A 26,817-nucleotide genomic window follows, 5' to 3' on the forward strand; every position below is an offset into this window, starting at 1 on the left:
GCGGTGCATTCTGAAGACGCGATCTTGGGGGTTACCTTACGACCTTAAGTCACTTGAACTACAACAGCATCATCCATCCGAGGCCGGTAGCATCCGGTCTATACAGCCCAGCCGACACATGCTTGCGAGTCTGGAACTATCCTGCACGGGAGCTGGCGCGCAAAGCGGGCGCTCAATGCACAAGCAATTCTCTCTAGAAACGTCGCGTCGGTGAAAAACCTGTCTATCGGGATAGCCACCAGATCTCATATGCCCTCGATCTTTCGGGGCGCAGGAAGCCACCCAATCCTGGACGTTGAGCACAGGCCCGAGCAACCCCGAAAGCAGCCGTTCCGAGGGCGGCGTCCGATCCACTACTCCGCCGCCTGCCGCTGCTCCTGCGCGAAGATCGCCACCAGATCATCGTCGCTGGCGTTGACCAGACGCTCCACCCATTGGTGGAAGACCTGTCCGCCCTTCTCGTTCTTGCCGAACAGCACCTCTTTCATCAGGCCTGATGCCAAGGCCTGCTGCTGGCGCTTGCCGGTCGCATAGTCCTCGTCGCGCACCACGATTTCGAGGAAGTTGAACTGGTCGTGCGCGGCCTGGACCTGTTCGGGGGTCTCGGGCTGGTTTTCCATGACGTAGAACTGGGTGGTGTAGCTTGTCCCCACTGTCTCGCCCGGGAACAGCTGGCTGATCATCGCCCCGCGCTGGCCGCCGCCGTAGAAGCTGGCGATCGAGATGTGCGGGAAGATCGTCCACACGCCCTGCACCAGCACCTCCTGCGGCAGGTCATCGTCGGCCATCGCTTCGAGATCCATCTGCTGGTCATCGTCGCCCTGCACCTTGATCGCGAATTTCGACGGGGTCGAGAGGCGCTGGTGCGGGCCGAAGGCGAAGTAATTGGCGCGGTTGTAGAAGTCCGCCCCGAAGGTGTCCTTGTGGAGCACGGGCAGGTGGTAGAAATCGAGGTAGCCGTCATAGGCCGTCTTCCAGTTCGGACCCGAAAGCGTGCGCTGGGAGAACAGCGTCCAGCCTTCGAACTCGAAGGCCTTGAGCAGCTCGTCATAGCCGCACAGGTAATCGGCGATCGAGAGCTTGGAGAGCGGATCGAGCGTCACCCAGATGAGACCCGCGTTCTCGTAGACCGGGAACTTGGTGAGGCAGTGCTGGCTCTTGTCGATCTTGCCGAAGTCCTGCGGGGAAGCGACGCCGATCAGGTCGCCGTCGGCCTTGAAGGTCCAGCCGTGATAGCCGCAGGTGAAGCGGCTGGCATTGCCGCAGCCTGCCGCGAGCGGATTGCCGCGGTGGGTGCACATGTTGAGGAAGGCGCCCATGCTGCCATCCTTCTGGCGGCTGAGGAGCAGCGGCACGCCGCAGATGTCCATCGCCTTGAAATCGCCCGGGTTGGGCAATTCGCACGAGGGCGCGACCATCAGCGGCAGGCGGCGGAAGATCTGCTGCTTCTCGGTCTCGAACACCGCCTGATCGGTGTAGGCGCTGGCCGGAATGCGCACGACATCATCGGCATATTCCATCGTGTCGGCCGCGCCGTGGGCGACCAGATTGCGGGTCATTTCGACCAGCGTTTCGCGTGACATTGCCGTTCCTCCCGGGTGGTCCTTTTGCCTGCGACCATCCGCCCTGGCGCCGCTTGCGGCAATCCTCACTTTTGGTCAGTAGGCCAAAAGCGAAGGGGGCGGGCCATCGCTGGCCCGCCCCCCGTCCCCCTGCTTTTCTTGCGGATCAGAACTTGAAGCTGACTTCCGCGAAGATCTGGCGGCCGCGGTTCTGGGTCAGCACCAGATCGTCGCCCCGCGGACGGCCCTGGGCGTCGAGCCCGCCGGGCAGGAACGGACGCCCGCCGCTGGTGATGACGAAGACCTTGTCGGTGAGGTTCTGTGCCACCAGCGCAAGCTTCCAGTTGCCGTCGGGATGGCCGATCGAGACGCTCGTATCCAGCAGCCAGAAGCTCGGCTGGACGTAGTCGTTGAGCGAGGTTTCGTCGGTGATGTAACCATCATTGTAGGCCGCGTTGCCCGACAGGAACAGCTCGAGGCTGTCGCTGAGCGGCACCGTCCAGTCGGCGGCGATGTTGCCCGCCCACTCGGGCGCCTGGCTGCCGCGCCGGCCATTGAGGTCGACGAACCCGCCCTGGCCGCCCGGCTGGAGGAACTGGGCGGTGTATTTCGCATCGAGGTAGCTGAGGTTGGCCGACAGGTTCAGCCCCTCGATCGGGGTGCGCCAGCCGGCTTCGAGGTCGACGCCCTTGGTGGTCAGTTCGCCCGCGTTGCTGGTGACGAACTGGATGGTCACCGCGTTGAAGTTCTGCACCTGCAGATCCTCGAACACGTAGTAATAGCCGGTGAGGTTCAAGGTCACGTCGCGGTCGGCCCACTGCGACTTGATGCCGACTTCGCCGCCCTTGGCCTTTTCCGACTGGAAGATCAGCGCGCTGAAATCGCCCGAGGTCGCCGCCTGGCTGAGGCTGTTCGACGGCAGCGCCGAGTTGTCGACACCGCCCGACTTGAAGCCGGTCTTGAACGAGGCGAAGATGTTGATGTCATCGCTCGCCTTGTAGCGCAGCGTGACTTCGGGCGAGACGTTGTCGTCCTTGAAGGCGATCGGGCCCGAGAAGAAGCCCGGCCGCACGAAGTTCGGCCCCTGCAGGAACAGGTGCACATAGGGCACCGAGATGGTCTGGATCTTGGATTCGTCGGTCCAGCGCACACCGCCCGACAGTTCGAGCTGTTCGGTGATGTCCCAGCTCAGGCTGCCGAAGAACGACAGCGCTTCGGTCTTGGTGGTGTGGGTCTTGTCCCAGTCATAGGTGAACCCGGTGATCGGGTCCGCCCCGAGGAACGAGATGTTCACCCCCTGCTGGGCGGTATCGAAGATGAAGGTGCGGTCTTCATAGAACGCGCCGAGCATGAAGTTGATCGGCCCGTCGAAGTCCGAGGCAAGGCGCAGTTCCTGGCTGTACTGCTCCAGCGCGTTGCGCGGATCCGAACAGCCGGCCGCGCCCGGCAGGCGGGTGCCGCCCGGTCCGGGGAAGAAGCCGCCGTAGGAATAGCAGTCGAAATCGACCGCATCCATGTTGAGCAGGCCGGTGACCGAAGTCAGGGTCAGCGTCTCGGACAGGTCAAGATCGAATTGCAGGCGGCCGAACCAGATGTCGGTCTCGCCGAAAGGCACCCCGCCCCGGCCCGCGGCCTTCGAGGGAGTTGGGACGCCTGCCGAAAGTGCCGCGGCCCCATCGCTCAGGTAATAGCGCTGGTCGGTGGTGTTGCAGTTGTAGCCGGCCGGAATGGTGACCGCACCGCCCAGCAGCACCACCGGGTCGGCGGTGCCATTGGCGCCGCAGAAGATTTCCGCGGTGCCGATCGCGCCGTCATTCTCGTTCTTGGTGTATTGCACCTTGAGGTTGGCGCGGAACGCGTCGGACGGGTTCCAGTCAAGCGTCACGCGGCCGATGAAGTCGGTCAGCCCGCGCTTCTGGTTGACCGCCGGGGTGCCCGCCTGGAGCAGCTGGAATTCGTCGATGTCGTTGAACTGGCCGGCGATGCGGATGCCCAGCGTGTCGGTGATCGGGCCCGAAACATAGCCCGAGACAAGGTAGCCCTTCTCCTCGAACTCGTAACTGCCGCGCACGCCGTATTCCCAGGTCGAGGTCGGGTTGGCCGAACGCAGCGAGAGCACGCCGGCGGTTGCCGACTTGCCGAAGAACAGCGACTGCGGCCCGCGCAGCACATCGACCTGCTCGACGTCGAAGAAGCCGGCCTGCACCATGCGCATGGTCGAGACGACGACGCCATCGTAATCGAAGGCGACCGCCGAATCGAAGGCGGCGGAAATGTTCGACGAGCCGACGCCGCGCAAGGACAGCTGGCCGCCCGAGCCCGAACCGCCGACCTGGACGTTGAGGGTCGGCACGCGGCTGGTGAAGTCGGCGACTTGGTCGATCGAATAGCGCTCGAGCGTGTCGCCGCCGATCGCGGTGACGGTGACGGGAACTTCCTGGAGCGTTTCGTTCTGGCGGCGGGCCTGGACGACGATCACGGGAACGTCATCGGCATCCTCGGCGCCATCGGCCGCGTCCTGGGCGTAGGCGGTAGTGGGCATGGCGGCAAACCCGCTCAACGCCGCTCCGCACAGAAGCGCACGGCGCAGGCTGGCGCCTGATGCAATTCGGGCACGAAAAGTGTTCATGATCCTCTCTCCCCATCGGGCCGCGGCTTCCCCGCGCACCCTGGTTTTCCCCAACCCCCAGGCATGTCTCCTCATGCCTTTCGGTATGGATGGCAGGTGTATGGTGCCCCCGCTTTGGCGCCATCAGCAAAAGCGATAGTGACCCGTCCAAACTGCGACAAAAACGTCACACGCCTGTGTGAAAGCTTGATTCCGTAACGTCATTCAGCCCTGCCGCGTTCGCCCCGCCATGCCCTCGCGCTTTCGACAGTGGCGGGTGGCCCTGCGCCCGATAGGCTGGCCGCAGACAAAAAACGCTTTTGGGAGAAGGCAGATGGCGGGACGGGTAGCGGGCAAGGTGGCGCTCGTGACAGGCGGGGCGATGGGTCTGGGCAAGGCCGATTGCGAGGTGCTGGCGCGCGAGGGCGCGAAAGTGATCGTCACCGACCGCGATGCCGAGCTCGCCCATCAGGTTGCAGATTCCATCGGTGGCGATGCCATCGCGCTGGACGTGACCAGCGAAGAGCAGTGGATCGAGGTGATGCGCGCGGTCCACGAACGTCACGGCGGGCTCGACATTCTCGTCAACAATGCCGGCAACGTGATTTTCGAGAGCATCGAGGATTGCAGCCTCGCGCATTTCCGCCTGCATCTCGATATTCACGTGGTCGGCACCTTCCTCGGGTGCAAATACGGCGTTCCGCTGATGAAGAACCGCCACGAGACCCACGGCGGGGGCGGATCGTCGATCATCAACATGGCCTCGACCGCGGCGCTGATGGGCTATGGCAACATTCCCGCCTATGCCGCGTGCAAGGCGGGGATCGCGGGGATGACGCGCAGCCTTGCGATCGACTTCCAGGACCGGGGCTACGGCATCCGCGTCAACGCGCTCGCGCCCGGGGGGATCGAGACGCCGATGGTGATGGGCATTTCGGGCCGCGGCGGACAGACGCCGATGGAGATTCCCGAAGGCCCGCTGCCGATGGACGCGCTCGGGCACCCCCGGGACGTAGCGGGCTGCGTGCTGTTCCTCGCTTCGGACGAGGCGCGGTTTCTCAACGGGTTGACCATCCCGGTCGACAACGGCCTGTGGGCTCGTCCGCATCACTAGGGGCCCCATCACCGAGGGCAGCAAGCCCGGCGCATACAGATGGTATGTGCTCGGCCTGCTGACGCTGACGAGCGCGTTCAGCGTCGCCGACCGGCTGGTGTTCTCGATCCTGGTGCAGGACATCAAGGCCGCCTTCAGCCTCAGCGACACCGAACTCGGCCTGCTGGGCGGGGCGGCGTTCTCGGTGATCTATGTGCTGGCGGGTTTCCCCGCCGCGCGCCTCGCCGACCGCTCGACCCGCAAGAATATCGTTGCCGCCGCAATCAGCTTCTGGAGCCTGATGACCGCCGCCTGCGGGATGGCGACAGGGTTCTGGACGCTGTTCCTCGCGCGCACCGGGGTGGGGGTGGGGGAGGGCTGTTCGGGCCCCTCCTCGCAGAGCCTCGTCGCGGACTATTTCACCCGCGGCGAGCTGGCCAAGGCGATGGGCTTCCTCACCATCGGGGCCAGCATGGGCACCGCCGGCGGCCTCTTGATCGGCGGGCAGCTGGCCGAGGCCTTCGACTGGCGCTGGGCCTTCGTGCTGATGGGCCTTCCGGGGCTGGTGCTGGGCGCGATCATTTTTCTGACCATGCGCGAAGCCCCGCGCGGGCGTTATGCGCCGACGGGCACCGATATGACCCAGCGGGCGCTGGGGGAGACGGTGCGCAGCCTCGTCACCAACCGCGTGTTCATGGGGCTGGCGCTGGGCTGGGCGGTGCAGATCATGATCGGCTATGCGCTCGCCTTCTGGATGGCGCCGATCATGCTGCGCGCGTTCGGCATCTCGACGGGCGATGTCGGCCTCTATCTCGGCCTCACCTTCTTTCTCGGCGGCATCCCGGGGCCGATCCTGGGCGGCTATGTCACCCACTGGCTGACCCTGCGCGACGAACGCTGGCGCGCGTGGCTGCCGGGGGTGACGAGCCTGGGCTGCGTCATCCCGCTCGCGCTGAGCCTGACCTCGGGCGATTTCACCGTCTTTCTCATGTGGTTCGGGCTTGCCTATGCGATCTACGTCGCCAGCCAGGCGGGTATCCTGTCGGGCATCCAGGCCGCGGTCGAGCCGGCGAGCCGCGGCTTTGCGGTCGCCATCGCGCTGTTCTTCAACAACCTCATCGGACAGGCGCTGGGCCTTGCCGTGACCGGCGCGCTGAGCGACGCGCTGGCGCCAGAACAGGGCCCGGCGGCGCTCGCCATCGCGGTCTTCGCGGTGTGCCTTGCGGCGGGCGTGGCCGCGATGGCGATCTTCGCCTGGACGGCAGCCCAGATGGGGCCGAGCGGCTATCTGGAAAAGATGCGCGGCGGCTAGAAGCCGGGGTGGATCGCCAGCGCGCCGCCATCGACCAGCATGTCCGCCCCCGTCATGAAGGGGCATTCATCGCTGGCGAGGAAGGCGATCGCGGCGGCCGTCTCCGAAGGATCGGCCAAGCGGTTCAGCGGCGAGGTTTTCGCCACCATCGCCAGGAAGCCCGGCATCTGCTGTTCGGTCGCATCGAGAATGCCGGTATGGGTCGCGCCCGGGATCACCGTGTTGCAGCGGATCGCTAGGCCCGCCTGCGCGCACCAGGTCGCCACCGACTTCGACAGCGCCCGCACCGCCGCCTTGCTCGCCGAATAGCCGGCATCGGTCGGCAGCGGGGTGATCGCGGTGGTGGAGGCAATGTTGACGATCGCGCCCTTGGCGCCGCCGGGGTTGCCCCGCATCGCGGCGATGGCAGCCCGGCAGCCCGCCATCGTGCCGGTGAGGTTGACGGCGAGCACCTTGTCCCACGCGCCGAACATCGCCGCATCGTCATGATCGCCGATCCCTGCGCCCGAGACCATCCCGGCATTGTTGACGAGGATATCGAGCCGCCCGAAGGCCTCCACTGCCCCGGCCACGATCGCAGGCCACAGCGCGCGGTCGGACACGTCCTGCACCGCGAAGCGCGCGCCGACCGCGTCGCACAGCGCCTGTCCGCGTGCCGCATCGATATCCGTGCCGAGCACCTCGGCCCCGTCGGCGCGCAGCCGCCGCACCGTCGCCGCGCCGATCCCGGAGGCACAGCCGGTGACGATGGCGACCTTGCCGCTGAGGCCCTGCATTATTCGGCCTGTTGCCAGATCGCGGCACACGGCCGCCGGTTGTGGGCGGCGACGAAGCGCGCGAGGTTGTCGGTCCCCTCGGGCAGTTTCCAGCCCACGGTGAAGCCGAAATTCGCAAAGGCGAAGATCAGCAGGTCGGCGAAAGTGAAGCGGCCCAATGCGATGTGGTCGCTGCTGCCCAGATAGCTGTCGAACAGGCGCCACTTCTCGTCCGACATCGCCGAAAGTTCCGCCCCTGCGCCAGTCGAGACCACGCTCATGCGCGGCTCGAACATCGGGCGGCCGGCGCCTGCGCGGAAGCCCATCGTCATCGGCACCACCACCTCCTGATCGAACAATCGCGCCCACTTCCTGACCGTCGCCCGCTCCACCGGCGTCTCGCCGAACAGGTTGGGGGCGGGGTTGAGCTCCTCGACATATTCGCAGATCGGCCAGCTTTCGGTGAGGCAGGTGCCGTCCTCCAGCTCGAGCGTCGGCGTGGTGCCTTGCGGGTTCCTCGCCATGTAGCCCGCATCCTGCCGGTTCTGGCCGGTGATGATGTCGTAATGCACCCGGGCGAAATCGCGGCCTTCCTCAAGCCCCTTTTCGATCATGAACATCCGCACGAGGCGCGGGTTGGGGCCGAGGCTGGAATGCAGCGTGATCATGGTGTTCTCTCTCCCGAGTGATGCGGTGCGGCGGTTCTAGGGGGGCGCGCTGCCGCCGTCGTCCTCATAAATGCGCTAGGGGGCGGGCGTGCGAGGAAGCCCCGTGCAAAAGCGCTTGCGCGCGCAGACTGTATTGCGCAGATAAGGCACCATGGACCAGACGCCGCTTCCCCTGCCGCCGGACGAGGACGAGGAACTCACCCGCGTTCACCCCAATTACGCCCACGCGCTGCGGGTGCAGACCGTGCTCGCCTCGCTCCCGGTGCTGGTCGCGGCGGCGGTGAGCGAGGTGTCGCTGCGCAAGCTCGATCTGCTGCCGCCCGGCCTTGTCGCGGGCGCGGTGCTGGTGATCGTGGCCCTGCTGGTGATCCGCATTCCCCAGACCCGCTTCAACGCGCGCGGCTACCAGATGGGTGCCGACCGGCTGCGGGTGGTGCGCGGGCTGATGTTCCGTTCGGACACCGTGGTGCCGTTTGGCCGGGTGCAGCATATCGATGTCAACCAGGGCCCGCTCGAACGGTTCTTCGGCATTGCGACGCTGACGCTCCACACCGCCGGCAACCACAATGCCAGCGTCACGCTGCCCGGCCTCGGCGAGGCGCTGGCGCGCGAAATGCGCGAGGAGATCCGCGCGCATATCCGCCGCGAGACGCTGTGAGGCACCAAGCATGAGCGAGACCCGCCGCACCGCCCCGCTCGGCATCGTCATCGGCGCGCTGGGCAGCGTCCAGAACGCGATCTTTCCGGCGGCAGCGGCAGCCTTCAGCGGCGGGATCGGTGGCTGGGGCCTGCTGGTCGGCGTTGGCGTCGGGCTGGCCGTGACCGTGATCGGCTCGGCTTTCAGCTATATCGGCTGGCGGCGCACCACCTACACCATCGGCGAGGCCGACATCCGCGTCGAGAGCGGCGTGCTGAGCCGCGCGGCGCGTTCGGTGCCATACGAGCGCATCCAGGACGTCAGCCTCGAGGCCAAGCCCCTGCCGCGTCTGCTCGGGCTGGTGGCGGTCAGGTTCGAGACCGGCGCGGGCGGGGCGGATGACCTTGCGCTCGAATACCTCACCGCCGCCGAGGGCGAACGCCTGCGCCAGCTGGTGCGCGAACGCCGCGACGAGGAGGCCGCCGCGCCCGGCGCCGACGCTCCCGCCGATCCCGCCGCTGCCGAGACCGGCGAGGTCCTGTTCCGGATGGGTCCGGGGCGGCTGGTCACTTTCGGCCTGTTCGAATTCTCGCTCGCGGTCTTCGCGGTGCTCGGCGGCGCGCTGCAATATGTCGACAACGTCACCGCGATCGACGTGTGGAATGTCGACCTCTGGTATGGCTGGCTGAAGCAGCAGGGGAGCACCGTCGCGACGCTCGGCCCCTATGCGCAGGCGCTGGCCGCGGCGGCGGGGCTGGCCGGGCTGCTGGTGATCGGCTCGGCCACCGGCGTGGTGCGCACGGGTTTGCGCGACTGGGGCTTCAGTCTCACCCGCTCGGCGCGCGGCTTCCGCCGGCAGCGCGGCCTGCTCACCCGCAGCGATGTGGTGATGCCGGTCCACCGCGTGCAGGGGCTGGTGATCGGCACCGGCCCCGTTCGTTGCCGGCTGGGCTGGCATTCGCTGAGCTTCGTCAGCCTCGCCGCTGACGAGAAGGAGCAAAGCCACGTCGTCGCCCCCTTCGCCAAGCTCGCCGAGATTGCGCCGATCGCCCGCGCGGCGGGGTTTCGCCTGCCTGACGCGGCCACGCCCTGGCACCGCGCCAGCACCCGCCACCGCGACGATCTGGCACTGCGCGATGCGGCGATCTTCGTGCTGGCGGCCATCCCCGTCGCTGTCCTCGCGCCTGCCGGCCTGTTCCTCATCCCGCTGGGCCTTGCGGTGCTGGCGGTGGGAGCCAACCTCTATGCCTGGGAATTCCGCCGCCACGCCATCGACGCGGCCCATGTCTATGCCAGCCACGGCTTCCTCTCGCCCCGGCAGGACATCGCCAAGCGGCTCAAGCTCCATTCGGTCGAGATCGCGCGGGGGCCGGTGGCGCGGCTGAGGGGCTATGCGAGCGTGCACCTGGGGCTTGCCGGCGGGAACTTCGCGATGCACGGCGTGCCCCTGGCCGAGGCGCGCGCGCTGCGCGCACAGGTGCTGGAGACGATCACCGCGACCGATTTCTCGCGGCTCGATGCGCCCCCCCCCGCTCAGGCCCGGAGCGAGGCCCACTCGGGGTTTTCGGAAAACTTCCGCGCCACATAGGAGCAATCGGGGCGGATCAGGAAGCCCTGCCGCGCGGCATCCTCGACCAGCCGCAGGGTCAGCGCGCCCGCCACGCCGCGCCCCCCGATCGCGCGGGGCACGATGGTGTGCGCGGCGATGCGGATGTCCTTGCCATCGCGCGATCCGCCCGCTTCCCATTCGAGATAGCCCTGCTGCGCGCTCCCCTCCAGAGCCGCGCAATAGCGTCCGCCGGTCCCCTGAACGTGGTGGGTGATTGTCACCTTTGCGCTTTCCTCGCCCGTCACCCCATGCTCCCGCTTGTCACGCCCGAATGTGCGGCTAGAGGCGTGCTCCATGACCGCGCTGAAACCCTTCCTGTCCGACAACGCCGCCGCAGTCCACCCCAAGCTGTGGGAGGCGATGCGCGCCGCCGACCAGCCGGACCACCCGTACGACGGGGACCGCCTCTCGGCCGAACTCGACGCCCGCTTCACCGCGCTGTTCGGGCGCGAGTGCGCCGCGCTGTGGGTGGCCACCGGGACTGCGGCGAACTGCCTTGCGCTGGGCACGCTGGTCCAGCCCCACGGCGGGGTGGTGTGCCACCGCGAGGCGCATATCGAGGTCGACGAGGGCGGGGCGCCGGGCTTCTTCCTCCACGGCGCGAAGCTGATGCTGTGCGGCCAAGAACATGGGGGCGAGGGCGCGAAGCTGACGCCCGAGGGTATCGCCGCGCTGATCGATCCGGTCCGCAACGACGTCCATCAGGTGCAGCCCCACGCCATCGCGATCACCCAGGCGAGCGAGTATGGCCGCACCTACACCCCCGCCGAACTCGCTGCGCTGGGGGCTTTTGCCAAGGAACGCCGCCTCTGCCTCCACATGGACGGCGCGCGCTTCGCCAATGCAGCGGCCTTTCTGGGCGGCAGCGCGGCCGAGGCGGCGCGGGCGGCGAGCGGCCCGGTCCACAGCCTCGCCTTCGGCTTCATCAAGAACGGCGGCATGGGCGCGGAAGCGGTGGTGCTGTTCGATCCCGAGCGCGCCATGGAAGTGCGCTACCGCCGCAAGCGCGCCGGGCACCTGCAATGCAAGGGCCGCTATCTTGCGGCGCAAATCCTGGCGATGCTCGAGGATGACCTGTGGCTCGCCAATGCCGCCCACGCCAATGCCGCCGCGCGCGAAGTGGCCGCCGGCTGTGCCGACCGGCTGCTCCACCCGGTCGAGGCCAACGAGCTGTTCGTCCGCCTGACGCCAGGGGAGCGCGAGGCGCTGCGCGCGCAGGACTTCGCCTTCTACGACTGGGGCGCGGATTCCGCCCGCTTCGTCACCGCCTGGAACACCCGCCCCGAGGATGCGCAGGCGCTCGGCAGGGCGATTGCCGCGCTGTGAGCGATAGCGCCGCCCCCGCGATGCTCAGCCCCCGCGTGCTTGTCCCCTTCATGCTGACGGGGACGATCTGGGGCTCGACGTGGTTTGTCATCACCGGGCAGATCGCCGGTGTGCCCGCCGCATGGGGCGTGTTCTACCGCTTCATGCTGGCGACCCCGGCGCTGTTCGCGCTGGCGCTGGCGATGGGCCAGCGGCTGAAACTCAACCGCGCGGAGCATCTTCTGGCACTGGGCGTCGGGATCGCGCAGTTCAGCGGCAACTTCCTGTTCGTCTATCACGCCGAGGCGCACATCACCTCGGGCATCGTCGCGGTGATGTTCGCGCTCCTGATGGTGCCCAATGCGGTCTTCGCGCGGGTGTTCATCGGCGAGCGGGCGCAGGGCGGCTTCATCGGCGGGAGCCTTGTCGCCATCGCCGGGGTGGCGCTGCTCTTGGTGCACGAATGGAACGCCGCGCCGCTCGGGGGCAATGTCTTGCTGGGGATCGTGCTCGCCATTGGCGGGATGCTCGCGGCCTCGATCGCCAATGTGGTGCAGGCCAACCCGACCGGGCGCGGCGTGCCGATGGTGAGCTTTCTTGCATGGGCGATGGTCTACGGGGTCGCCTTCGACCTCGTCTACGCGCTGGCCACCGAGGGGCCGCCGCAAGTGCCGAGTGCGTGGCAGTTCTGGGCGGGGACGGCCTATCTTGCCATTGTGGGCTCGGTGGTGACCTTCCCGCTGCACTACAATCTGGTGCGCGAAATCGGCGCGGGGCGCACGGCCTACAACGCGATCGTCACGGTGTGTGTGGCGATGGGGCTCTCGACCCTGTTCGAGGGGTTCGAGTGGGACGCGCTGTCGGCCACCGGCATGGCGCTGGCGCTGGCGGGGATGGGGCTGGCATTGCGGTCGCGGCAGAAGAAGTGATGGGGTCCACACAAAGACACAAAGAGCGCAGCGGCCCGCCGCAGGCGCTTTGCGAGGCTGACCTCGATTTTGCAGGATGCCCTTCGGGCAAGGCAAAGCATCCTTGTGTCTTTGTGTCTTTGTGTGAAACCCTACAGCAGCGCCGCTAGCCCCTCGACATAGGTCGGATAGCGCGGCGACCATCCCAGCACCCGCCTGGCCTTGCCGTTGGCGACGCGGCGGTTCTCCATGTAGAAGCCGCGCGCCATGTCGGAGAGGTTGGCTTGTTCCAGCGACTCCAGCGGCGGCGGCGGCACCCCGAGCAGGCGGCAGGCGTGTTCGGTGACTTCATTGCCGCTGCACGGGAGGTCATCGCCGAGGTTGTACGCCCCGGCGGGCGCACTCTGCGTGAGCGCCGCGACCACGCCGCTCATGATGTCATCGACATGAACCCGGCTGAACACCTGCCCAGGAAGGTCGATCCGCCGCGCCTTGCCTTCGCGCACCCGGTCGAGCGCAGAGCGCCCCGGGCCGTAGATACCCGGCAGACGGAACACCCGCGCGCCCATGTTCAGCCACGCAAGGTCCGCCTCGGCCCGCGCGTTGCGGCGGCCTTCGCCGGATTGCGCGATGGTCGGCGTCGTCTCGTCCACCCACGCGCCCGCGCGGTCGCCGTAGACGCCGGTCGAGGAGAGGTAGAACAGCGCCTTGCCGGCGAGGTCCTCGCCATAGGCATCGAGCACCGGGTCGCCCCCGGCGCGCTCGGGCGGGGCGGAGGAGAGGATGTGCGTGGCCTCGCCCAGCGCCGCGAGCACCGCCGCGCTCTCGGCAAAGGCGATGTCGCCCGCGCTGCCCGTCGCGCGGACCTGCCAGCCCTTAGCTTGCATGGCGATGGCGATGCGCCCGGCGGTGTAGCCGAGGCCGAAGATCAGCAATTGTCCCATGCCGACCAGCTAAAGATTGGACGCCCGCCCGAATCAACCTAAATCGGGCCGCATGGATATCGCAACCACCCCCACCACCCCCGACGGCAACCCCCAGCTTGCCGACGGCGCCCCCACCCCGCACGAGCCGCCGGTGATCCGGCGCGAGGATTACCGGCCTTTCGCGTGGGCAGTGCCGGCGACGCAGCTCGATTTCCGGCTGGGTCTGGACGCGACCCGCGTCACCGCGACCTTGACCGTGGAACGCAACCCCGCCGCCGACGCCTCGCCCGAATTGCGCCTCGACGGCGACAGCCTGACCGCCGAGAGCGTGACGGTGGACGGCGCCCCTGCCGTGTGGCGGATGGACGGGCCCGATCTGATCGTCACCCTGCCGGGCGCGAAGCACGTGGTCGAGGTCGTCACCCAGATCGACCCCAGCGCCAACACCCAGCTGATGGGCCTCTACGCCTCGAACGGGATGCTCTGCACCCAGTGCGAATCGGAAGGCTTCCGGCGCATCACCTTCTTCCCCGACCGGCCCGACGTGCTCTCGACCTATGCCGTCAGGATGGAGGGCGAGCGTGGCGCCTTCCCGATCCTGCTGTGCAACGGCAACCGCGTCGCGGCGGGCGAGAACGCCGACGGCACGCATTGGGCCGAATGGCACGATCCCTGGCCCAAGCCCTCCTACCTGTTCGCGCTGGTCGCGGGCGATCTGGTGGCCAACTCCAGGCCCTTCACCACCCGCTCGGGCCGCGTGGTCGAATGCAATGTCTGGGTGCGGGCGGAAGACTTGGAGCGCACCGATCACGCGCTCGAATCGCTCCACCGTTCGATGACATGGGACGAGGAGGTGTTCGGCCGCGAATACGACCTCGATCTCTACAACATCGTCGCCGTCAGCGATTTCAACATGGGGGCGATGGAGAACAAGGGATTGAACGTCTTCAACACGAAATACGTGCTGGCGGACCCCGACACCGCCACCGATGCCGATTTCGACGCGGTCGAAGGCGTGATCGCGCATGAATATTTCCACAACTGGTCGGGCAACCGCGTGACCTGCCGCGACTGGTTCCAGCTCAGCCTCAAGGAAGGCTTCACCGTGCTGCGCGACCAGCTGTTCTCGCAGGACATGCGCGGTGAGGCGGTCAAGCGGATCGAGGATGTGCGCATCCTGCGCGCGGCGCAGTTCCCGGAGGACGCGGGGCCCTTGGCGCACCCGATCCGCCCGGATTCGTATCGCGAGATCAGCAACTTCTACACCGCGACCGTCTACAACAAGGGCGCCGAGGTGATCCGCATGATGCGCGCGATGGTGGGCGAGGCGCGCTTTCGGGCAGGCTGCGATCTCTATTTCGACCGCCATGACGGGGAAGCGGCGACCTGCGAGGATTTCGTGCGCGCCATCGAGGACGGGGCGGGGATCGACCTCGCGCAATTCCGCCGCTGGTATTCGCAGGCGGGCACCCCGCGCGTCGCCGTGTCGCAGGCGGTGGAGGGCGATACCCTCAAGCTCACCCTCACCCAGACCGTCCCCGTCACCCCCGGCCAGCCCGACAAGCTGCCGATGCCGATACCGCTGAAGATCGCGGTGCATTCGCGCTCCGGCGCGCTCGGGGCGGAGCAACTGGTGGTGCTGGAGGGTGGGGAGCAGACCTTCGATCTGCCGCTCGCCGGCCCCGATCCGGTGGTCTCGATCAACCGCGGCTTCACCGCGCCGATCGTGATCGCGCGCGATCTGGCCCGCGAGGAACTCGTCTTCCTTGCCGCGCACGACGATGATCCCTTTGCCCGCTCGGAGGCCCTTCAGGAGCTCGCCGTCGGGCATCTCGTAGGCACCGCCAGCGGCGCGCTGTCGGCAGAGGAACGGGCAGCGGGCGAGGCGGCGATCATCGGCGCGTTCCGTTCGAGCCTTGCCGACAATGCGCTCGAGGATGCGATGCGCGGCGAATTGCTGGTGCTGCCGTCCGAGACCTATCTGTTCGAAGCCATGGCGACCGGGACGAGGCTGGCCGATCCCGGCGCGATCCACGCCGCGCGCGAGGACCTGAAGGCCGCCATCGGCACGGCGCTGGCGGGCGAATTGCAGGCGCTCCACGCGCGGGCTTCGGGCGTCGCGCTCGACGATCCGGCAGGTCGCGGGGCGCGCAAGGTCAAGACCACCGCGCTCGCCCTGATCGCTGCAGCTGACCCTGCCAAGGCCGCCGGGCTTGCCGCCGCGCAGTTCGATGCGGCGGACAACATGACCGACCGGCAAGGCGCGCTGATGGTGCTGTGCGGGCTCGACACGCCCGCGCGCGCGGCGCGGCTGGCGGCCTTTTACGAGCGCTACAGGGACAACGCGCTGGTGATCGACAAGTGGTTCACCCTGCAAGCGCTCTCGCTCCACCCCGAAGTCATCGCTCATGTCCGTGCGCTGGCCGAACATCCCGACTTCACCATGAAGAACCCCAACCGCGTGCGCTCGCTGCACATGGCCTTTGCCGGAAACCCCAAGGGCTTCCACAAGGCGGACGGAGAGGGCTACCGGATGGTCGCCGACGTGATCCTCGCACTGGATCCGATCAACCCGCAGACCGCCGCGAAGTTCGTCCCCGCCTTGGGCCGCTGGCGGCGGATCGAGCCGGGCCGTGCGGCGCTGATGAAGGCGCAGCTCGAGCGGATCCTCGCGAGCGGCAGCCTTTCGCGCGATACCTTCGAGCAGGTCAGCCGCTCGCTGGGAGGCTGAGGCGTGGGCTTTCAGGTCGAAACCCACCCGTTGCTGGCCGGCGTGCCCCACGGCTTTTTCGGCAGCAACGGCGGCGCGCACCAGTTCGGCTTCGGCGGGCCGGGGGAAGGGGCCGAAGTGCGCGCCCTGCGGCAGGCAGCGGCTGACGCGATCCGCCCGGGCGGCATCCTTGCCGCCCCGCATCAAGTGCATTCGCCCGATGTGGTGAGCGTTGCTGCCGCGTGGGACGATTGCGCCGAGGGCCGCCCCGTCGCCGACGCGGTGGTCACGGCAACGCCCGGCATCGTGCTCGGGATCGTCACCGCCGATTGCGCACCCGTCGTCTTCGCCGACCCCGGGGCAGGCGTCATCGGCGCGGCCCATGCGGGCTGGCGCGGGGCAGTGGACGGGGTGCTCGAGAACACCATCGCCGCCATGGAGGCGTTGGGAGCGGCCCGCGCCAATATCGCCGCAGTGCTCGGCCCGACCATCGCCCAGCCGAGCTACGAGGTCGATCCCGCCTTCCGCGCGCGCTTCCCCGACGATGCCGAGCCCTTCTTCGCCCCGGCTGCGGAGCGCGAGGGTGTGCCGCGCTGGCACTTCGATCTGCCCGCCTTCATCATCGCGCGGCTGGCCGGGGCGGGTCTTAGCAAAATTGCGGATACCGGCCGGGATACATTCTCACAGGTCGCGCGTTACCATTCGTACAGACGCTCCACGCAGGCGGGCGAGGCGAATTATGGCCGGCAGATCAGCATGATCGCGCTGCCCTGACCTTTCCTTGCAAGGCTGCGAACGCGGCTTGACTAAAACACGGTTGGAATCTCGCAGGATTGCCGTTAATTGCGCGGCCCAAGTTTCGGGTAACGTGTGCCGGGTGGGCATATCGCGGCCCGGAACAGGGACCAATCGACGGATCGGCTCAGGGGCGAGAGGCCCCGCAATGCAACACCACGCCGCGCAGGCCCATTCCGGCGCGGCAAAACGAGCAGGGTAAGACGAAATGGCTACTGACACGGCCGCTACCACCGAAGTCTCCGCCGCCGCCGAAGACGGCGTGCGCCGCCGCGACTGGATCCACATCGCCGCGCTCGGCACTGCGGGCGTGGGCGGGGCTTCGGTCCTGATCCCGCTGGTCTCGCAGATGGCGCCCTCGCAGGACGTGCTCGCCGCGAGCACCACCGATGTCGATATCAGCGCGATTGCCGAAGGCCAGGCGATCAAGGCGGTGTTCCGCAAGCAGCCGCTGTTCGTGCGCCGCCTCACCGCTGCCGAGATCGAGGAAGCCAACAAGGTCGATGTGGCCAGCTTGCGCGATCCCCAGACCCTGGCCGAGCGCACCAAGGAAGGCCATCCCGATCTGCTCGTCACGATGGGCGTGTGCACTCACCTCGGCTGCGTGCCGCTGGGCGCCGCCGAAGGCGAGACCCGCGGCGATTTCGGCGGCTATTTCTGCCCCTGCCACGGTTCGCACTATGATAGTGCCGCGCGCATCCGCAAGGGTCCGGCGCCCAAGAACCTGATGGTTCCGGACTACGAGTTCACGTCCGACACCGTCATCCGCGTCGGCTGAGCCTGCGTATCTGATCCGACACAATCATCGCCTGACCTTTCACCCGATCAAGCCGAGAGAACGCCATGAGTTTCGCCTGGGCCAAGCAATACGAACCGCAGTCCGCTTTCACCAAGTGGATTGACGAGAAGCTGCCGCTGCCGCGGCTCGTCTACAACGCGGTGGGCGCCGGTTATCCGGTGCCGCGCAACCTCAACTACATGTGGAATTTCGGAGTGCTCGCCGGCTTCTTCCTGGTGGTTCAGATCGTCACCGGCGTCGTCCTCGCGATGCACTACGCGGCCAACGGCCTCGTCGCCTTCGCCACGGTCGAGCACATCATGCGCGACGTGAACTACGGCTGGATGCTGCGCTACGCCCACGCCAACGGGGCGAGCTTCTTCTTCATCGTCATCTACATGCACATCTTCCGCGGGTTCTTCTATTCGTCCTACAAGGCCCCGCGCGAGATGATCTGGCTGCTGGGCGTGGTGATCTTCCTGCTGATGATGGCGACCGCCTTCATGGGCTACGTGCTGCCGTGGGGCCAGATGAGCTTCTGGGGCGCGCAGGTCATCACCGGCCTGTTCGGCGCGATCCCGCTGGTCGGCGAGCCGATCCAGGTCTGGATCCTGGGCGGTTACGCGCCTGACAACGCCGCGCTGAACCGCTTCTTCTCGCTGCACTTCCTGCTGCCCTTCGTGATCGCGGGCGTCGTGATCCTGCACATCTGGGCGCTGCACATCCCCGGCTCGTCGAACCCGACCGGCGTGGAAGTGAAGCAGGAATCGGACACCGTGCCGTTCCACCCCTACTACACCGCGAAGGACGGCTTCGGGCTCGGCGTGGTGCTGATCCTGTTTGCCGCGATGGTGTTCTTCCTGCCCAACGCGCTGGGTCACCCCGACAACTACATCGAAGCCAACCCGCTCTCGACGCCTGCACACATCGTGCCCGAATGGTACTTCTGGCCGTTCTACGCGATCCTGCGCGCCTTCACCGGCGATCTCACCATCCCCTTCACCGGGATCGTGCTGGTGCCGGCCAAGCTGCTGGGCGTGATCGCGATGTTCGGTTCGATCCTGCTGTGGTTCATCCTGCCCTGGCTCGACAAGAGCCCGGTGCGCTCGGGCCACTACCGCCCGCTGTTCCGCAAGTTCTTCTGGTTCGGCCTGATCCCGACCATGGCGGTGCTGTTCTACTGCGGCGGCGCTCCGGCGGAAGAACCCTACGTGGTGCTCAGCCAGGTCGCGACGGCTTACTACTTCCTGCACTTCCTGGTGGTCCTGCCGATCATCAGCCAGATCGAAGTGCCCAAGCCGCTGCCGTTCTCGATCACCGAAGCCGTGCTCGGCAAGGACAAGACTGCCGAAGCGCCGCGTGCCGGTTCGGTGGACGGTGGCGACACTGGCACCGCGCCCGAAGGCTCGCTGCAACCGGCCGAGTGATCGGCCGCTCGCAGCGCTCAAGCAATCTGAACCGATAACCAGGAAAGAGTTCGGTCATGACTATTCGTCTCGGAGGCATCATCGCAGGCCTCGCCATCACCGCGGTGCTGGTGCTGTGGTCGCTCCTGCCCGGTGCCTACAACTACGCCTTCGGCCCGGCGCCGGAAAAGCAGCCGTCCTATGCCTTCTACGAGCACGGCCACGGCCCCGAAGGCGGCTTCGCCTTTGACGGCGTCTTCGGCAAGTGGGACGTCGCCCAGCTCCAGCGCGGCTATCAGGTCTACAAGGAAGTCTGCAAGTCGTGCCACAGCCTCAAGTATGTCGCCTTCCGTGACTTGCAGCAGCTCGGCTACACCGAAGCCGAAGTGCAGGCCGAAGCGGCGAGCTGGACCATCCCGTTCAAGGACCCGACGACGGGCGAAACGGCCGAGGCGCCCGGCAAGCCGACCGACTACTTCCCGCCGGTCTATTACGCAGGGCAAGGCGTGCCGCCCGATCTTTCGCTGATCACCAAGGCGCGTCATGACGGGCCGAACTACGTCTACGACCTGATGCTCGGCTACGGCGAGCCCGATCCGGCCAAGGCCGCCAAGGTCGGCTTCGAGGTGCCCGACGGCCTCTACTTCAACAAGCACTTCCCCAACGTGAACATCGCCATGCCCGCGCCGCTGAGCGACGGTCAGGTGACCTATGCCGACGGGGCGCCCAACACCACCAAGGACATGGCCAAGGACGTCGCGGCCTTCCTGACCTGGACCGCCGAGCCCAAGCTGGTCGAGCGGCGTCAGACCGGCTGGTTCGTGCTCGGCTTCCTGCTGTTCGCGACCTCCCTCGCGTTCCTCAGCTACAAGCAGATCTGGGCCGGGCTGAAGCCCAAGAAGAAGTAAGCCTTTCGCGAGGCTGACACCGCAAAGCGCCCCGTCATCCCTTGCGGATGGCGGGGCGCTCTGCTCTGAGAAGGCCGAAAGGGGCCACGCCGACATGACTGCACCGCATCTCTCTCCCGAAGAGCTCAAGGCGCTCGTGCGCACCGTGCCGGATTTCCCGCATCCGGGCATCCAGTTCCGCGACATCACCACGCTGATCGGCCACCATCAGGGCATGGCCGCAAGCGTCCATCACCTCGCCGCCGCAGCCGGCGCGGCGGGCGCACACAAGATCGCCGGGATGGAAGCGCGCGGCTTCATCTTCGGCGCGGCCGTGGCAGTGCAACTGGGGCTCGGCTTCGTGCCGGTGAGAAAGCCCGGCAAGCTCCCCATCGCGACCATCGGCATCGACTACGCGCTCGAATACGGCACCGACCGGCTCGAAATGGACCCGGGGGCGATCGAGCCCGGGCAGGACGTCGTGATCGTCGACGATCTGATCGCCACCGGCGGCACCGCGCTTGCCTCGGCCGAGCTGCTGCGCAAGGCCGGCGCGGTGGTGAAACACGCGCTGTTCGTGATCGACCTGCCCGACCTCGGCGGCGCCGCGCGGCTGCGCGAGGCGGGCATCACCGTCAGCGCGCTGATGGAATTCGAGGGCGACTGAACCCTCCTTCCGCCGGGCTGCAAGGGTCCGGTTTCGGTTGTGCTGTCAAAGTCCCCTCGGCTAAGCCGGATGGCAGGCGCTGCCTTCGCGCGCCTGTGACCTGAAGGACCCGAGACGCCGCCGATGGCAATCGCCATGACGCTTCTGACGCTGGCTCTGCTTCCCTTTGTCGCGGCGCTCGCCATCGCGCTGCTCCACGGCGCGCCGCGCATCGTGCATTTGGGCATCGCCGGGGCTGCGAGCGCGGCGGGCCTTGCGCTGCTGGCGAGCCTCGCCGCACCCGCGCTGGGCGGAGACACGCCGTTTGCACGGTGGGACTGGGTGCCGAGCCTTGGCCTCGACCTAACGCTGATGGTCGATCCGCTGGGCTGGATGTTCGGCCTGCTGATCCTCGGCATCGGCCTGCTGGTGGTGATCTTCGGGCACTCGTATCTCCACGAGAACGAGGACACGGGCCGCTTCTTCGCCAGCCTGATGCTGTTCCAGGGCGCAATGCTCGGCATCGTGATCGCCGGCAATGTGCTGCTGCTGCTGGTGTTCTGGGAGTTGACGAGCCTCGCCTCCTTTCTCCTGATCGGCTTCTGTCAGCACAAGGCGGAGGCACGGCAGGGCGCGCGGATGGCGCTGGCGGTGACGGGGGGCGGGGGGCTCGCATTGATCGCGGGGATGGTGCTGCTCGGGCTGATCGCCGGGAGCTTCGACCTCACCACGATCCTCGCGCGCGGCGACATGGTGCGCGCTGCGCCGCTCTATCCGCTGATGCTGGGGCTGATCCTGCTGGGCGCCTTCACCAAGTCGGCGCAGTTCCCGTTCCACTTCTGGCTCCCCCACGCGATGGCCGCACCGACCCCCGTGAGCGCCTACCTGCATTCCGCGACGATGGTGAAGGCGGGGGTGTTCCTGCTCGCGCGGCTGTGGCCGGTGCTGGCGGGGACAGAACTCTATACCGTGACGGTCACCAGCGTCGGCCTCGTCACGATGATCTTCGGGGCGGGCGTGGCGCTGTTCCGGCACGACCTCAAGAGCATCCTTGCCTATTCGACCATCAGCCAATTGGGCATGCTGGTGATGCTGCTCGGCTTCAGCCGCGAGGCGGCGGTGCTGGCGGCGATGCTGCACATCCTCAACCACGCCGCCTTCAAGGCCGCGCTGTTCATGAGCGCAGGCATCGTCGAGCACGAGACCGGCACGCGCGACATCCGCCGCCTGGGCGGGCTGGCCAAGGCGATGCCGGTCACCGCGCTGATCGCCACGCTTGCCGCCGCTTCGATGGCGGGCCTGCCGCCGCTGGGCGGGTTCATTTCGAAGGAGCTGATGCTCTACGAGACGATCGCCTTCTCCTCGCCCAATGCCGTCTGGCTGCTCCCGGCGCTGGCGACGGTGGGCGCGACGTTCTCGGTCGCCTATTCGCTGCGCTTTGCCGCGCATCTTTTCGCCGGACGCCCGCGCGAGGCCGAACCCTTCGCGCGCGCCCATGATCCTTCGCCCGCCATGTGGGCGAGCCCTGCGCTGCTGACCGCGTTCGCGGTGCTGCTGGGCCTTGCTCCGATGTGGTTCGCCGCGCCGCTGGTGAGCGCGGTCACGGCCGCAGTCACGGCCAGCGCGCCCGCGCCAGTGGAGCTGGGCCTGTGGCATGGGGTGAACCTCGCGCTGGTCCTCTCGGCAAGCGCCGTTGCCGTCGGGGCGGCGCTCCTGTTGCAGCACCGGCGCCTGCTGGCCGCATGGGAGGCCGCGCGGCTGCCCGATGCCGGGCGCCTGTTCGAATGCGTGCTCGCCCTCGCCGATCGCCGGGCCCGCAAGGCGATGGTCGCCGTCCATGCCCCGTCGCTCCAGCGCATGCTGCTGGCGAGCTTTGCGGTCACCATCCTGCTGGTGATCGAGGGCGCGCTGACCGGCGGCGGAGTGTTGACCGGCGCAAGGGCGGGCCTGCCCGCGAGCTTGCCCGCCATTGCCGCCTGGGCGCTGCTGATCGCGGCCACGGCGGCGGTGGCTCTGGGCTCCCGGGACCGGTTGCGCGCGCTGATCTATGTCGGCGTCATCGGCCTCGTGGTGAGCCTCGCCTTCGCCGTGCTCTCCGCCCCCGATCTCGCGCTGACCCAGATTGCGGTCGAGGTGGTGACGGTGCTGCTGATGCTGCTCGCCTTGAACCTGCTGCCGAAGCGGCCGCCGGTCCTTTCGAGCGCCCCGCGCAAGGCCCGCGATGCCGCCATAGCCATCGCCGGCGGGGTGCTGTTCGGCGCGATCGCCTGGGCGATGCTGACCCGCGATCCCGGCCCTTCCATCGCCGCCTTCCACCTCGCCAATGCCAAGCCGGGGGGCGGGGGCACCAATGTGGTCAACGTCATCCTCGTCGATTTCCGCGCCTATGATACGCTGGGCGAGATCATCGTCCTCGGGATCGCCGGGCTCGGCATATTCGCCCTGCTCGATACCGCCGGGAAGGGCGCGGCAGGGGCGCGGCTGAGAGCCTGGCGGGCCGACATGCCGCGCTCGCCCGAGCGGCATCCGGTGATGCTCGTCACCGCCAGCCGGATCATCCTGCCGCTGACATTGATGGTGGGGATCTACCTGTTCCTGCGCGGCCACAACCAGCCGGGCGGCGGGTTCATCGCCGCGCTGGTGGTGGCGGTCGCCTTTCTCGTGCAATATCTCGCGGCCGGCTTCGACTGGTCGGACGCGAGGAAGCCCTTCGGCGAACACCAGCTGATCGGCTGGGGCGTGCTGGTGGCGATGGCAACGGGCCTTGGCGCGATGGCGCCGGGATCGCCGTTCCTCACCAGCTGGTTCGACTATTTCAGCCTGCCGCTGATCGGCAAGTTCGAGCTGGCGAGCGCGATGCTGTTCGATACCGGCGTGTTCCTGACGGTGCTCGGCGCGGTGATGCTGGCCTTGCAGGAGCTGAGCCATATCGCGCAAGCCACCGCCCGCCCAGGCGGGGAGGAGGCGCCGTGAGCTACGAGTTCCTCCTCGCCACCGCCATCGGCGTGCTGGTTGCGGGCGGGATCTACCTCGCCCTGCGCGCGCGCACCTTCCAGGTGGTGCTGGGGCTGACGCTGATCTCCTACGCGGTGAACCTGTTCCTGTTCGCCAGCGGCCGGCTGGTGCTGAACCGCCCGCCGATCTGGGACGCTGCCAAGGGTGGGGCGGTGAGCGCATACACCGATCCCCTCCCGCAGGCGCTGGTCCTGACCGCGATCGTCATCACCTTCGGCATGACCGCCTTCATGGTGATCCTGAGCTTGCGCAGCTTTCTCGAGACCGGCAGCGACCATGTCGACGGCGAGGCGGTGCCGTGCGACGCGCAGGACGGTCTGGCGGACGGGTTGGCGGACGGGGAGGGCGCGGCGCCGTGAACCTCGCCGATCACCTCCCGATCCTGCCGGTCGCGATCCCCGCGCTTGCCGCGCCCGCCGCGCTGCTGGTGATGCGCCGCCGCCGCGAGCTGGCGGTGGGTATCGGCTTTGCCGCGACACTCGCGCAGCTCGCCGTCGCCGCGCTGTTGATGGCGCGGGCGAGCGGGGGGACGATTCTTGCCTATGCGTTTGGAGCGTGGCCCGCGCCCTTCGGGATCGTGCTGGTCGCCGACCGGCTCGCAGGCCTGATGCTGGTGCTGACCGCGTGCCTCGCGCTGATCGCGCTGCTGCATGCGGTGGTGACCCGCGCCGACCGCAAGGGCTGGCACTTCCACCCGCTGTTCCAGTTCCAGCTGATGGGTTTGAACGGGGCCTTCCTGACCGGCGACCTGTTCAATCTCTTCGTGTTCTTCGAGGTGCTGTTGATCGCTTCCTACGGCCTCATGCTACACGGGCAGGGGCCCGCGCGATTGAAGGCGGGGGTGCAATATGTGGCGGTGAACCTCGTCGGCTCGGCGCTGTTCCTGATTGCGCTCGGGATGCTTTATGCGCTGACCGGCACGCTCAACATGGCGGACATGGGGCTGAAGGTGCGCGCGCTCGCGCCTGCCGATCAGGGCCTGCTGCGGATCGCGGCCCTGCTGCTGGGATCGGTCTTTGCGCTGAAGGCCGCAGCGGTGCCGCTCCACCTGTGGCTGGTGCGCACCTATGCTGCCGCCACCCCTGCCGTCGCGGCGCTGTTCGCGATCATGACCAAGGTCGGCGTCTATGCGCTGATCCGCGTCGTCCCGCAGGTGTTCGGCGAGGGCGCGGGGGCCGCCGCATGGGCGCCGGCACCCTGGCTGTGGCCCGCTGCCCTTGCGAGCGTGGTGATCGGCTTTGCCGGTGTCTTCACCGCGCGGAGCCTTGCCGAACAGGCCGCCTATGCCGTGATCGGATCGACCGGCACGCTGCTGATTGCGGTAGCCGGGTGGAGCGCGGCGAGCCTTGGTGCGGCGCTCTCCTACTTGCCGCACTCCACCTTCACGACCGCCGCGCTGTTTCTGGTTGCCGATGTCGCCGCGCGGCGGCGCGGGAGCTTTGCCGACGCGGCCAGCCCGGGTCCCGAATTTGCGGGGCGCGGGCTTGCCGGGCTGATGTTCATGGCTGCCGCCATCGCCGCCACCGGCCTGCCGCCGCTTTCCGGCTTCATCGGCAAGCTCCTGATCCTCAAATCCGCCGCCGCTCTGCCCCAATGGGGCTGGAGCTGGGGCGTGATCCTGGGCACCACCCTGATCGGCGTGATCGGCTTTGCCCGCACCGGCAGCGCGGTGTTCTGGAAGACGAACGCGGCCTCGGACACCCCGCACCCGCCCGAAACCCGCCGCGATCTGCTCGCCCCGGCGCTGGCGCTCGCCTGCCTTGCCGCGCTGGCGGCGGGAGCAGGCCGGGCGAGCGCCTATGCCGATGCCGCCGCCGCGCAGGTGCTCGGTCCCGCCCGGAGCGCGGCAGCCGTGCTGGCGGAGGGCCCGCGATGACCCGCCGCCTGCTGCCGCACCCCGGCCTCAGCGCCCTCTTGGCGGGGATGTGGATGGTGATGGTGAACGACCTCACTGTCGGCACGCTGTTCTTCGGCCTGGTGGTCGGAGTGGCGGTGCCGATCTTCACCGCGCCGTGGTGGCCGGGCCGGCCCAGGGTCCGGTTCCTCCCGGCGCTGGCCTATGCCGCGCTGGTGGTGCGCGACATCGTGGTGGCCAACGTTGAGGTCGCCGCAATCATCCTGTTCAAGCGCAATCGCGACCTGCGTCCGGTATGGCTCACGATCCCGCTCGAACTGTCCTCGCCCGAGGCCATCACGGTCTTCGCCGGCACCATCAGCCTGACGCCCGGCACGGTCTCCGCAGATCTCTCGGCCTGCGGCAAGTTCCTGTTGGTCCACGCGCTCCATGCCTCCGATCCGGCGGGCGAGATCGCCAAGGTCAAGGCGCGTTACGAGGTACGGCTGAAGGAGATCTTCCATGCTTGAAGGAGCGCTCGCCTTCGGCTTTGCAGGCCTCGGCCTTGCGCTGGCGATGAACCTGTGGCGGCTGGTCCGGGGGCCGGGGACGGCCGACCGCATTCTTGCGCTCGATACGATGGTAATCAACGTCATCGGCGTCATCGTGCTGGCGGGGATCGCCGGGGGTAGCCCTGCGGCGTTCGAGGCGGCGCTGCTGCTGGCGATGGTGGGCTTCGTCGGCACGGTCGCTTACGCCAAGTTCCTGCTGCGCGGAGATATCATCGAATGAGCGGGGCCGTGCCTTTTGCCGAGCTTCTGGCCGCCGCGCTGATTGTGCTGGGCGCGGGCTTTGCGCTGGTCGGCAGCTGGGGGCTGGTGCGGCTGCCCTCGCTCATGGAGCGGCTCCACGCGCCGACCAAGGCGACCACGCTGGGACTGGGGGCGATGCTGGCGGGTTCGGTGGTGTGGTTCCAGCTCGTCAAGGGCGAATGGACCACCCACGAACTGCTGGTCCCGGTGTTCCTGTTCGTCACCGCGCCGATCGCCGCCAACATGATCGCCAAGGTCCACCTCCACGCCTTGCGCAGCGGCGACGCCAGCGCGCCCGCAGGCCCGGCAGGCGCCCCCCCACCTCCGCCGGGCCGCGCCGACTGGGCCACCCACGAGGCGCCCCATCAAGGCACACCATGCGACTTCGAGGGCGATGAGCGGCGTTGAGCAACCGGGAATGATCGGGAAAATGGAGCGGGTAGCGGGAATCGAACCCGCATAGCCAGCTTGGAAGGCTGGAGCTTTACCACTAAGCTATACCCGCTCAGGTCTCGGCAGGGCCCATGCCATTGATCGCGCGGCGGCGTCAA

At 67.8% G+C, this 26,817-nt stretch carries 24 protein-coding genes and 1 tRNA gene; 18 read left to right on the forward strand and 7 right to left on the reverse strand.

The window, feature by feature from the left end:
* Window positions 1–353 precede the first annotated feature (353 nt).
* Together D620_RS14770 and D620_RS0105845 are read right to left on the reverse strand one after the other, a co-directional pair.
* Window positions 354–1,583 carry an aromatic ring-hydroxylating oxygenase subunit alpha gene (locus tag D620_RS14770; protein WP_017664860.1) on the reverse strand — a complete coding sequence of 410 codons (1,230 nt, stop codon included), beginning with the start codon at window positions 1,581–1,583 and terminating at the stop codon, window positions 354–356.
* A 145-nt stretch (window positions 1,584–1,728) separates the two neighbouring features.
* Window positions 1,729–4,104: a TonB-dependent receptor gene (locus D620_RS0105845; RefSeq protein WP_017664861.1), complete on the reverse strand. Its 2,376-nt coding sequence runs from the start codon at window positions 4,102–4,104 to the stop codon at window positions 1,729–1,731.
* A gap of 400 nt (window positions 4,105–4,504) precedes the next feature.
* On the opposite strand from D620_RS0105845, the gene D620_RS0105850 reads away from it, so the two are divergent.
* Window positions 4,505–5,284, forward strand: a complete 780-nt coding sequence (locus D620_RS0105850) for an SDR family NAD(P)-dependent oxidoreductase (RefSeq protein ID WP_017664862.1) — start codon at window positions 4,505–4,507, stop codon at window positions 5,282–5,284.
* A 46-nt stretch (window positions 5,285–5,330) separates the two neighbouring features.
* A complete protein-coding gene (locus tag D620_RS14775; RefSeq protein ID WP_017664863.1) occupies window positions 5,331–6,575 on the forward strand; it encodes a spinster family MFS transporter in 1,245 nt (414 codons plus the stop codon).
* Here D620_RS14775 and D620_RS0105860 read toward each other — a convergent pair.
* Entirely contained in the window at window positions 6,572–7,351 is a 780-nt protein-coding gene (locus tag D620_RS0105860; RefSeq protein ID WP_017664864.1) for an SDR family NAD(P)-dependent oxidoreductase, read from the reverse strand. The two genes, D620_RS14775 and D620_RS0105860, sit on opposite strands and share 4 nt — an antisense overlap.
* Complete coding sequence (locus tag D620_RS0105865) at window positions 7,351–7,998, reverse strand: glutathione S-transferase family protein (RefSeq protein WP_017664865.1); 648 nt, start codon at window positions 7,996–7,998, stop codon at window positions 7,351–7,353. The genes D620_RS0105860 and D620_RS0105865 overlap by 1 nt, the downstream gene beginning before the upstream one ends.
* Before the next feature lie 151 nt (window positions 7,999–8,149).
* Between D620_RS0105865 and D620_RS0105870 the strand changes: the two genes are divergently transcribed.
* Together D620_RS0105870 and D620_RS14780 are read left to right on the forward strand one after the other, a co-directional pair.
* A complete protein-coding gene (locus D620_RS0105870; protein ID WP_017664866.1) occupies window positions 8,150–8,656 on the forward strand; it encodes a PH domain-containing protein in 507 nt (168 codons plus the stop codon).
* A 10-nt stretch (window positions 8,657–8,666) separates the two neighbouring features.
* Entirely contained in the window at window positions 8,667–10,223 is a 1,557-nt protein-coding gene (locus tag D620_RS14780; RefSeq protein ID WP_017664867.1) for a PH domain-containing protein, read from the forward strand.
* Here the strand turns inward: D620_RS14780 and D620_RS0105880 are convergent.
* A complete protein-coding gene (locus tag D620_RS0105880; protein WP_155800044.1) occupies window positions 10,169–10,540 on the reverse strand; it encodes a GNAT family N-acetyltransferase in 372 nt (123 codons plus the stop codon). The two genes, D620_RS14780 and D620_RS0105880, sit on opposite strands and share 55 nt — an antisense overlap.
* Here D620_RS0105880 and D620_RS0105885 point away from each other — a divergent pair.
* Both D620_RS0105885 and D620_RS0105890 read left to right on the forward strand, forming a co-directional pair.
* The gene (locus D620_RS0105885; protein WP_017664869.1) at window positions 10,539–11,570 is read left to right on the forward strand and encodes a threonine aldolase family protein; all 1,032 of its coding nucleotides are present in this window, start codon (window positions 10,539–10,541) and stop codon (window positions 11,568–11,570) included. The two genes, D620_RS0105880 and D620_RS0105885, sit on opposite strands and share 2 nt — an antisense overlap.
* Before the next feature lie 20 nt (window positions 11,571–11,590).
* Entirely contained in the window at window positions 11,591–12,478 is an 888-nt protein-coding gene (locus D620_RS0105890; RefSeq protein WP_017664870.1) for an EamA family transporter, read from the forward strand.
* Between the two features lie 131 nt (window positions 12,479–12,609).
* Here D620_RS0105890 and D620_RS0105895 read toward each other — a convergent pair whose 3' ends face one another.
* Window positions 12,610–13,401, reverse strand: coding sequence for an epimerase (locus tag D620_RS0105895; RefSeq protein WP_017664871.1), 792 nt, complete (start codon window positions 13,399–13,401; stop codon window positions 12,610–12,612).
* Window positions 13,402–13,453: 52 nt separating this feature from the next.
* On the opposite strand from D620_RS0105895, the gene pepN reads away from it, so the two are divergent.
* The 12 genes from pepN (at window position 13,454) to D620_RS0105955 (ending at window position 26,674) form a co-directional block, all read left to right on the forward strand.
* Window positions 13,454–16,114, forward strand: coding sequence for an aminopeptidase N (pepN, locus tag D620_RS0105900; RefSeq protein ID WP_017664872.1), 2,661 nt, complete (start codon window positions 13,454–13,456; stop codon window positions 16,112–16,114).
* A gap of 3 nt (window positions 16,115–16,117) precedes the next feature.
* Window positions 16,118–16,867 (forward strand): peptidoglycan editing factor PgeF, encoded by a 750-nt coding sequence (gene pgeF / locus D620_RS0105905; protein WP_033376294.1) that lies wholly within the window; start codon window positions 16,118–16,120, stop codon window positions 16,865–16,867.
* A gap of 229 nt (window positions 16,868–17,096) precedes the next feature.
* Window positions 17,097–17,666 (forward strand): ubiquinol-cytochrome c reductase iron-sulfur subunit, encoded by a 570-nt coding sequence (petA, locus tag D620_RS0105910; RefSeq protein ID WP_017664874.1) that lies wholly within the window; start codon window positions 17,097–17,099, stop codon window positions 17,664–17,666.
* 65 nt (window positions 17,667–17,731) lie between these two features.
* A complete protein-coding gene (locus D620_RS0105915) occupies window positions 17,732–19,093 on the forward strand; it encodes a cytochrome b (protein WP_017664875.1) in 1,362 nt (453 codons plus the stop codon).
* Between the two features lie 56 nt (window positions 19,094–19,149).
* A complete protein-coding gene (locus tag D620_RS0105920; protein WP_017664876.1) occupies window positions 19,150–19,980 on the forward strand; it encodes a cytochrome c1 in 831 nt (276 codons plus the stop codon).
* A 94-nt stretch (window positions 19,981–20,074) separates the two neighbouring features.
* Window positions 20,075–20,626 carry an adenine phosphoribosyltransferase gene (locus D620_RS0105925; protein WP_017664877.1) on the forward strand — a complete coding sequence of 184 codons (552 nt, stop codon included), beginning with the start codon at window positions 20,075–20,077 and terminating at the stop codon, window positions 20,624–20,626.
* 135 nt (window positions 20,627–20,761) lie between these two features.
* Window positions 20,762–23,578 (forward strand): monovalent cation/H+ antiporter subunit A, encoded by a 2,817-nt coding sequence (locus D620_RS0105930; RefSeq protein WP_033376329.1) that lies wholly within the window; start codon window positions 20,762–20,764, stop codon window positions 23,576–23,578.
* Window positions 23,575–23,979, forward strand: coding sequence for a Na+/H+ antiporter subunit C (locus D620_RS0105935; RefSeq protein WP_017664879.1), 405 nt, complete (start codon window positions 23,575–23,577; stop codon window positions 23,977–23,979). The genes D620_RS0105930 and D620_RS0105935 overlap by 4 nt, the downstream gene beginning before the upstream one ends.
* Entirely contained in the window at window positions 23,976–25,496 is a 1,521-nt protein-coding gene (locus tag D620_RS0105940) for a monovalent cation/H+ antiporter subunit D (RefSeq protein WP_017664880.1), read from the forward strand. The genes D620_RS0105935 and D620_RS0105940 overlap by 4 nt, the downstream gene beginning before the upstream one ends.
* Complete coding sequence (locus D620_RS0105945) at window positions 25,493–25,984, forward strand: Na+/H+ antiporter subunit E (RefSeq protein ID WP_017664881.1); 492 nt, start codon at window positions 25,493–25,495, stop codon at window positions 25,982–25,984. The genes D620_RS0105940 and D620_RS0105945 overlap by 4 nt, the downstream gene beginning before the upstream one ends.
* Window positions 25,977–26,246, forward strand: coding sequence for a K+/H+ antiporter subunit F (locus tag D620_RS0105950; protein ID WP_017664882.1), 270 nt, complete (start codon window positions 25,977–25,979; stop codon window positions 26,244–26,246). Before D620_RS0105945 ends, D620_RS0105950 begins: the two co-directional genes overlap by 8 nt.
* The gene (locus D620_RS0105955; RefSeq protein ID WP_017664883.1) at window positions 26,243–26,674 is read left to right on the forward strand and encodes a Na+/H+ antiporter subunit G; all 432 of its coding nucleotides are present in this window, start codon (window positions 26,243–26,245) and stop codon (window positions 26,672–26,674) included. Before D620_RS0105950 ends, D620_RS0105955 begins: the two co-directional genes overlap by 4 nt.
* Window positions 26,675–26,697: 23 nt before the next feature.
* Here D620_RS0105955 and D620_RS0105960 read toward each other — a convergent pair.
* Window positions 26,698–26,771: transfer RNA gene (locus tag D620_RS0105960), tRNA-Gly, on the reverse strand.
* Window positions 26,772–26,817: the final 46 nt, after the last annotated feature.

Source organism: Porphyrobacter sp. AAP82 (genome assembly GCF_000331285.1).
Lineage (GTDB): Bacteria > Pseudomonadota > Alphaproteobacteria > Sphingomonadales > Sphingomonadaceae > Erythrobacter.

Bases quoted from the DNA above. Each gene is read 5' to 3' on its own strand.
- D620_RS14770 (WP_017664860.1), bottom strand. From the start codon at position 1,583: ATGTCACGCGAAACGCTGGTCGAAATGACCCGCAATCTGGTCGCCCAC.
- D620_RS0105845 (WP_017664861.1), bottom strand. From the start codon at position 4,104: ATGCCCACTACCGCCTACGCCCAGGACGCGGCCGATGGCGCCGAGGAT.
- D620_RS0105850 (WP_017664862.1), top strand. From the start codon at position 4,505: ATGGCGGGACGGGTAGCGGGCAAGGTGGCGCTCGTGACAGGCGGGGCG.
- D620_RS0105860 (WP_017664864.1), bottom strand. From the start codon at position 7,351: ATGCAGGGCCTCAGCGGCAAGGTCGCCATCGTCACCGGCTGTGCCTCC.
- D620_RS0105865 (WP_017664865.1), bottom strand. From the start codon at position 7,998: ATGATCACGCTGCATTCCAGCCTCGGCCCCAACCCGCGCCTCGTGCGG.
- D620_RS0105870 (WP_017664866.1), top strand. From the start codon at position 8,150: ATGGACCAGACGCCGCTTCCCCTGCCGCCGGACGAGGACGAGGAACTC.
- D620_RS14780 (WP_017664867.1), top strand. From the start codon at position 8,667: ATGAGCGAGACCCGCCGCACCGCCCCGCTCGGCATCGTCATCGGCGCG.
- D620_RS0105885 (WP_017664869.1), top strand. From the start codon at position 10,539: ATGACCGCGCTGAAACCCTTCCTGTCCGACAACGCCGCCGCAGTCCAC.
- D620_RS0105880 (WP_155800044.1), bottom strand. From the start codon at position 10,540: ATGGAGCACGCCTCTAGCCGCACATTCGGGCGTGACAAGCGGGAGCAT.
- D620_RS0105890 (WP_017664870.1), top strand. From the start codon at position 11,591: ATGCTCAGCCCCCGCGTGCTTGTCCCCTTCATGCTGACGGGGACGATC.
- D620_RS0105895 (WP_017664871.1), bottom strand. From the start codon at position 13,401: ATGGGACAATTGCTGATCTTCGGCCTCGGCTACACCGCCGGGCGCATC.
- pepN (WP_017664872.1), top strand. From the start codon at position 13,454: ATGGATATCGCAACCACCCCCACCACCCCCGACGGCAACCCCCAGCTT.
- petA (WP_017664874.1), top strand. From the start codon at position 17,097: ATGGCTACTGACACGGCCGCTACCACCGAAGTCTCCGCCGCCGCCGAA.
- D620_RS0105915 (WP_017664875.1), top strand. From the start codon at position 17,732: ATGAGTTTCGCCTGGGCCAAGCAATACGAACCGCAGTCCGCTTTCACC.
- D620_RS0105920 (WP_017664876.1), top strand. From the start codon at position 19,150: ATGACTATTCGTCTCGGAGGCATCATCGCAGGCCTCGCCATCACCGCG.
- D620_RS0105925 (WP_017664877.1), top strand. From the start codon at position 20,075: ATGACTGCACCGCATCTCTCTCCCGAAGAGCTCAAGGCGCTCGTGCGC.
- D620_RS0105930 (WP_033376329.1), top strand. From the start codon at position 20,762: ATGACGCTTCTGACGCTGGCTCTGCTTCCCTTTGTCGCGGCGCTCGCC.
- D620_RS0105945 (WP_017664881.1), top strand. From the start codon at position 25,493: ATGACCCGCCGCCTGCTGCCGCACCCCGGCCTCAGCGCCCTCTTGGCG.
- D620_RS0105950 (WP_017664882.1), top strand. From the start codon at position 25,977: ATGCTTGAAGGAGCGCTCGCCTTCGGCTTTGCAGGCCTCGGCCTTGCG.
- D620_RS0105955 (WP_017664883.1), top strand. From the start codon at position 26,243: ATGAGCGGGGCCGTGCCTTTTGCCGAGCTTCTGGCCGCCGCGCTGATT.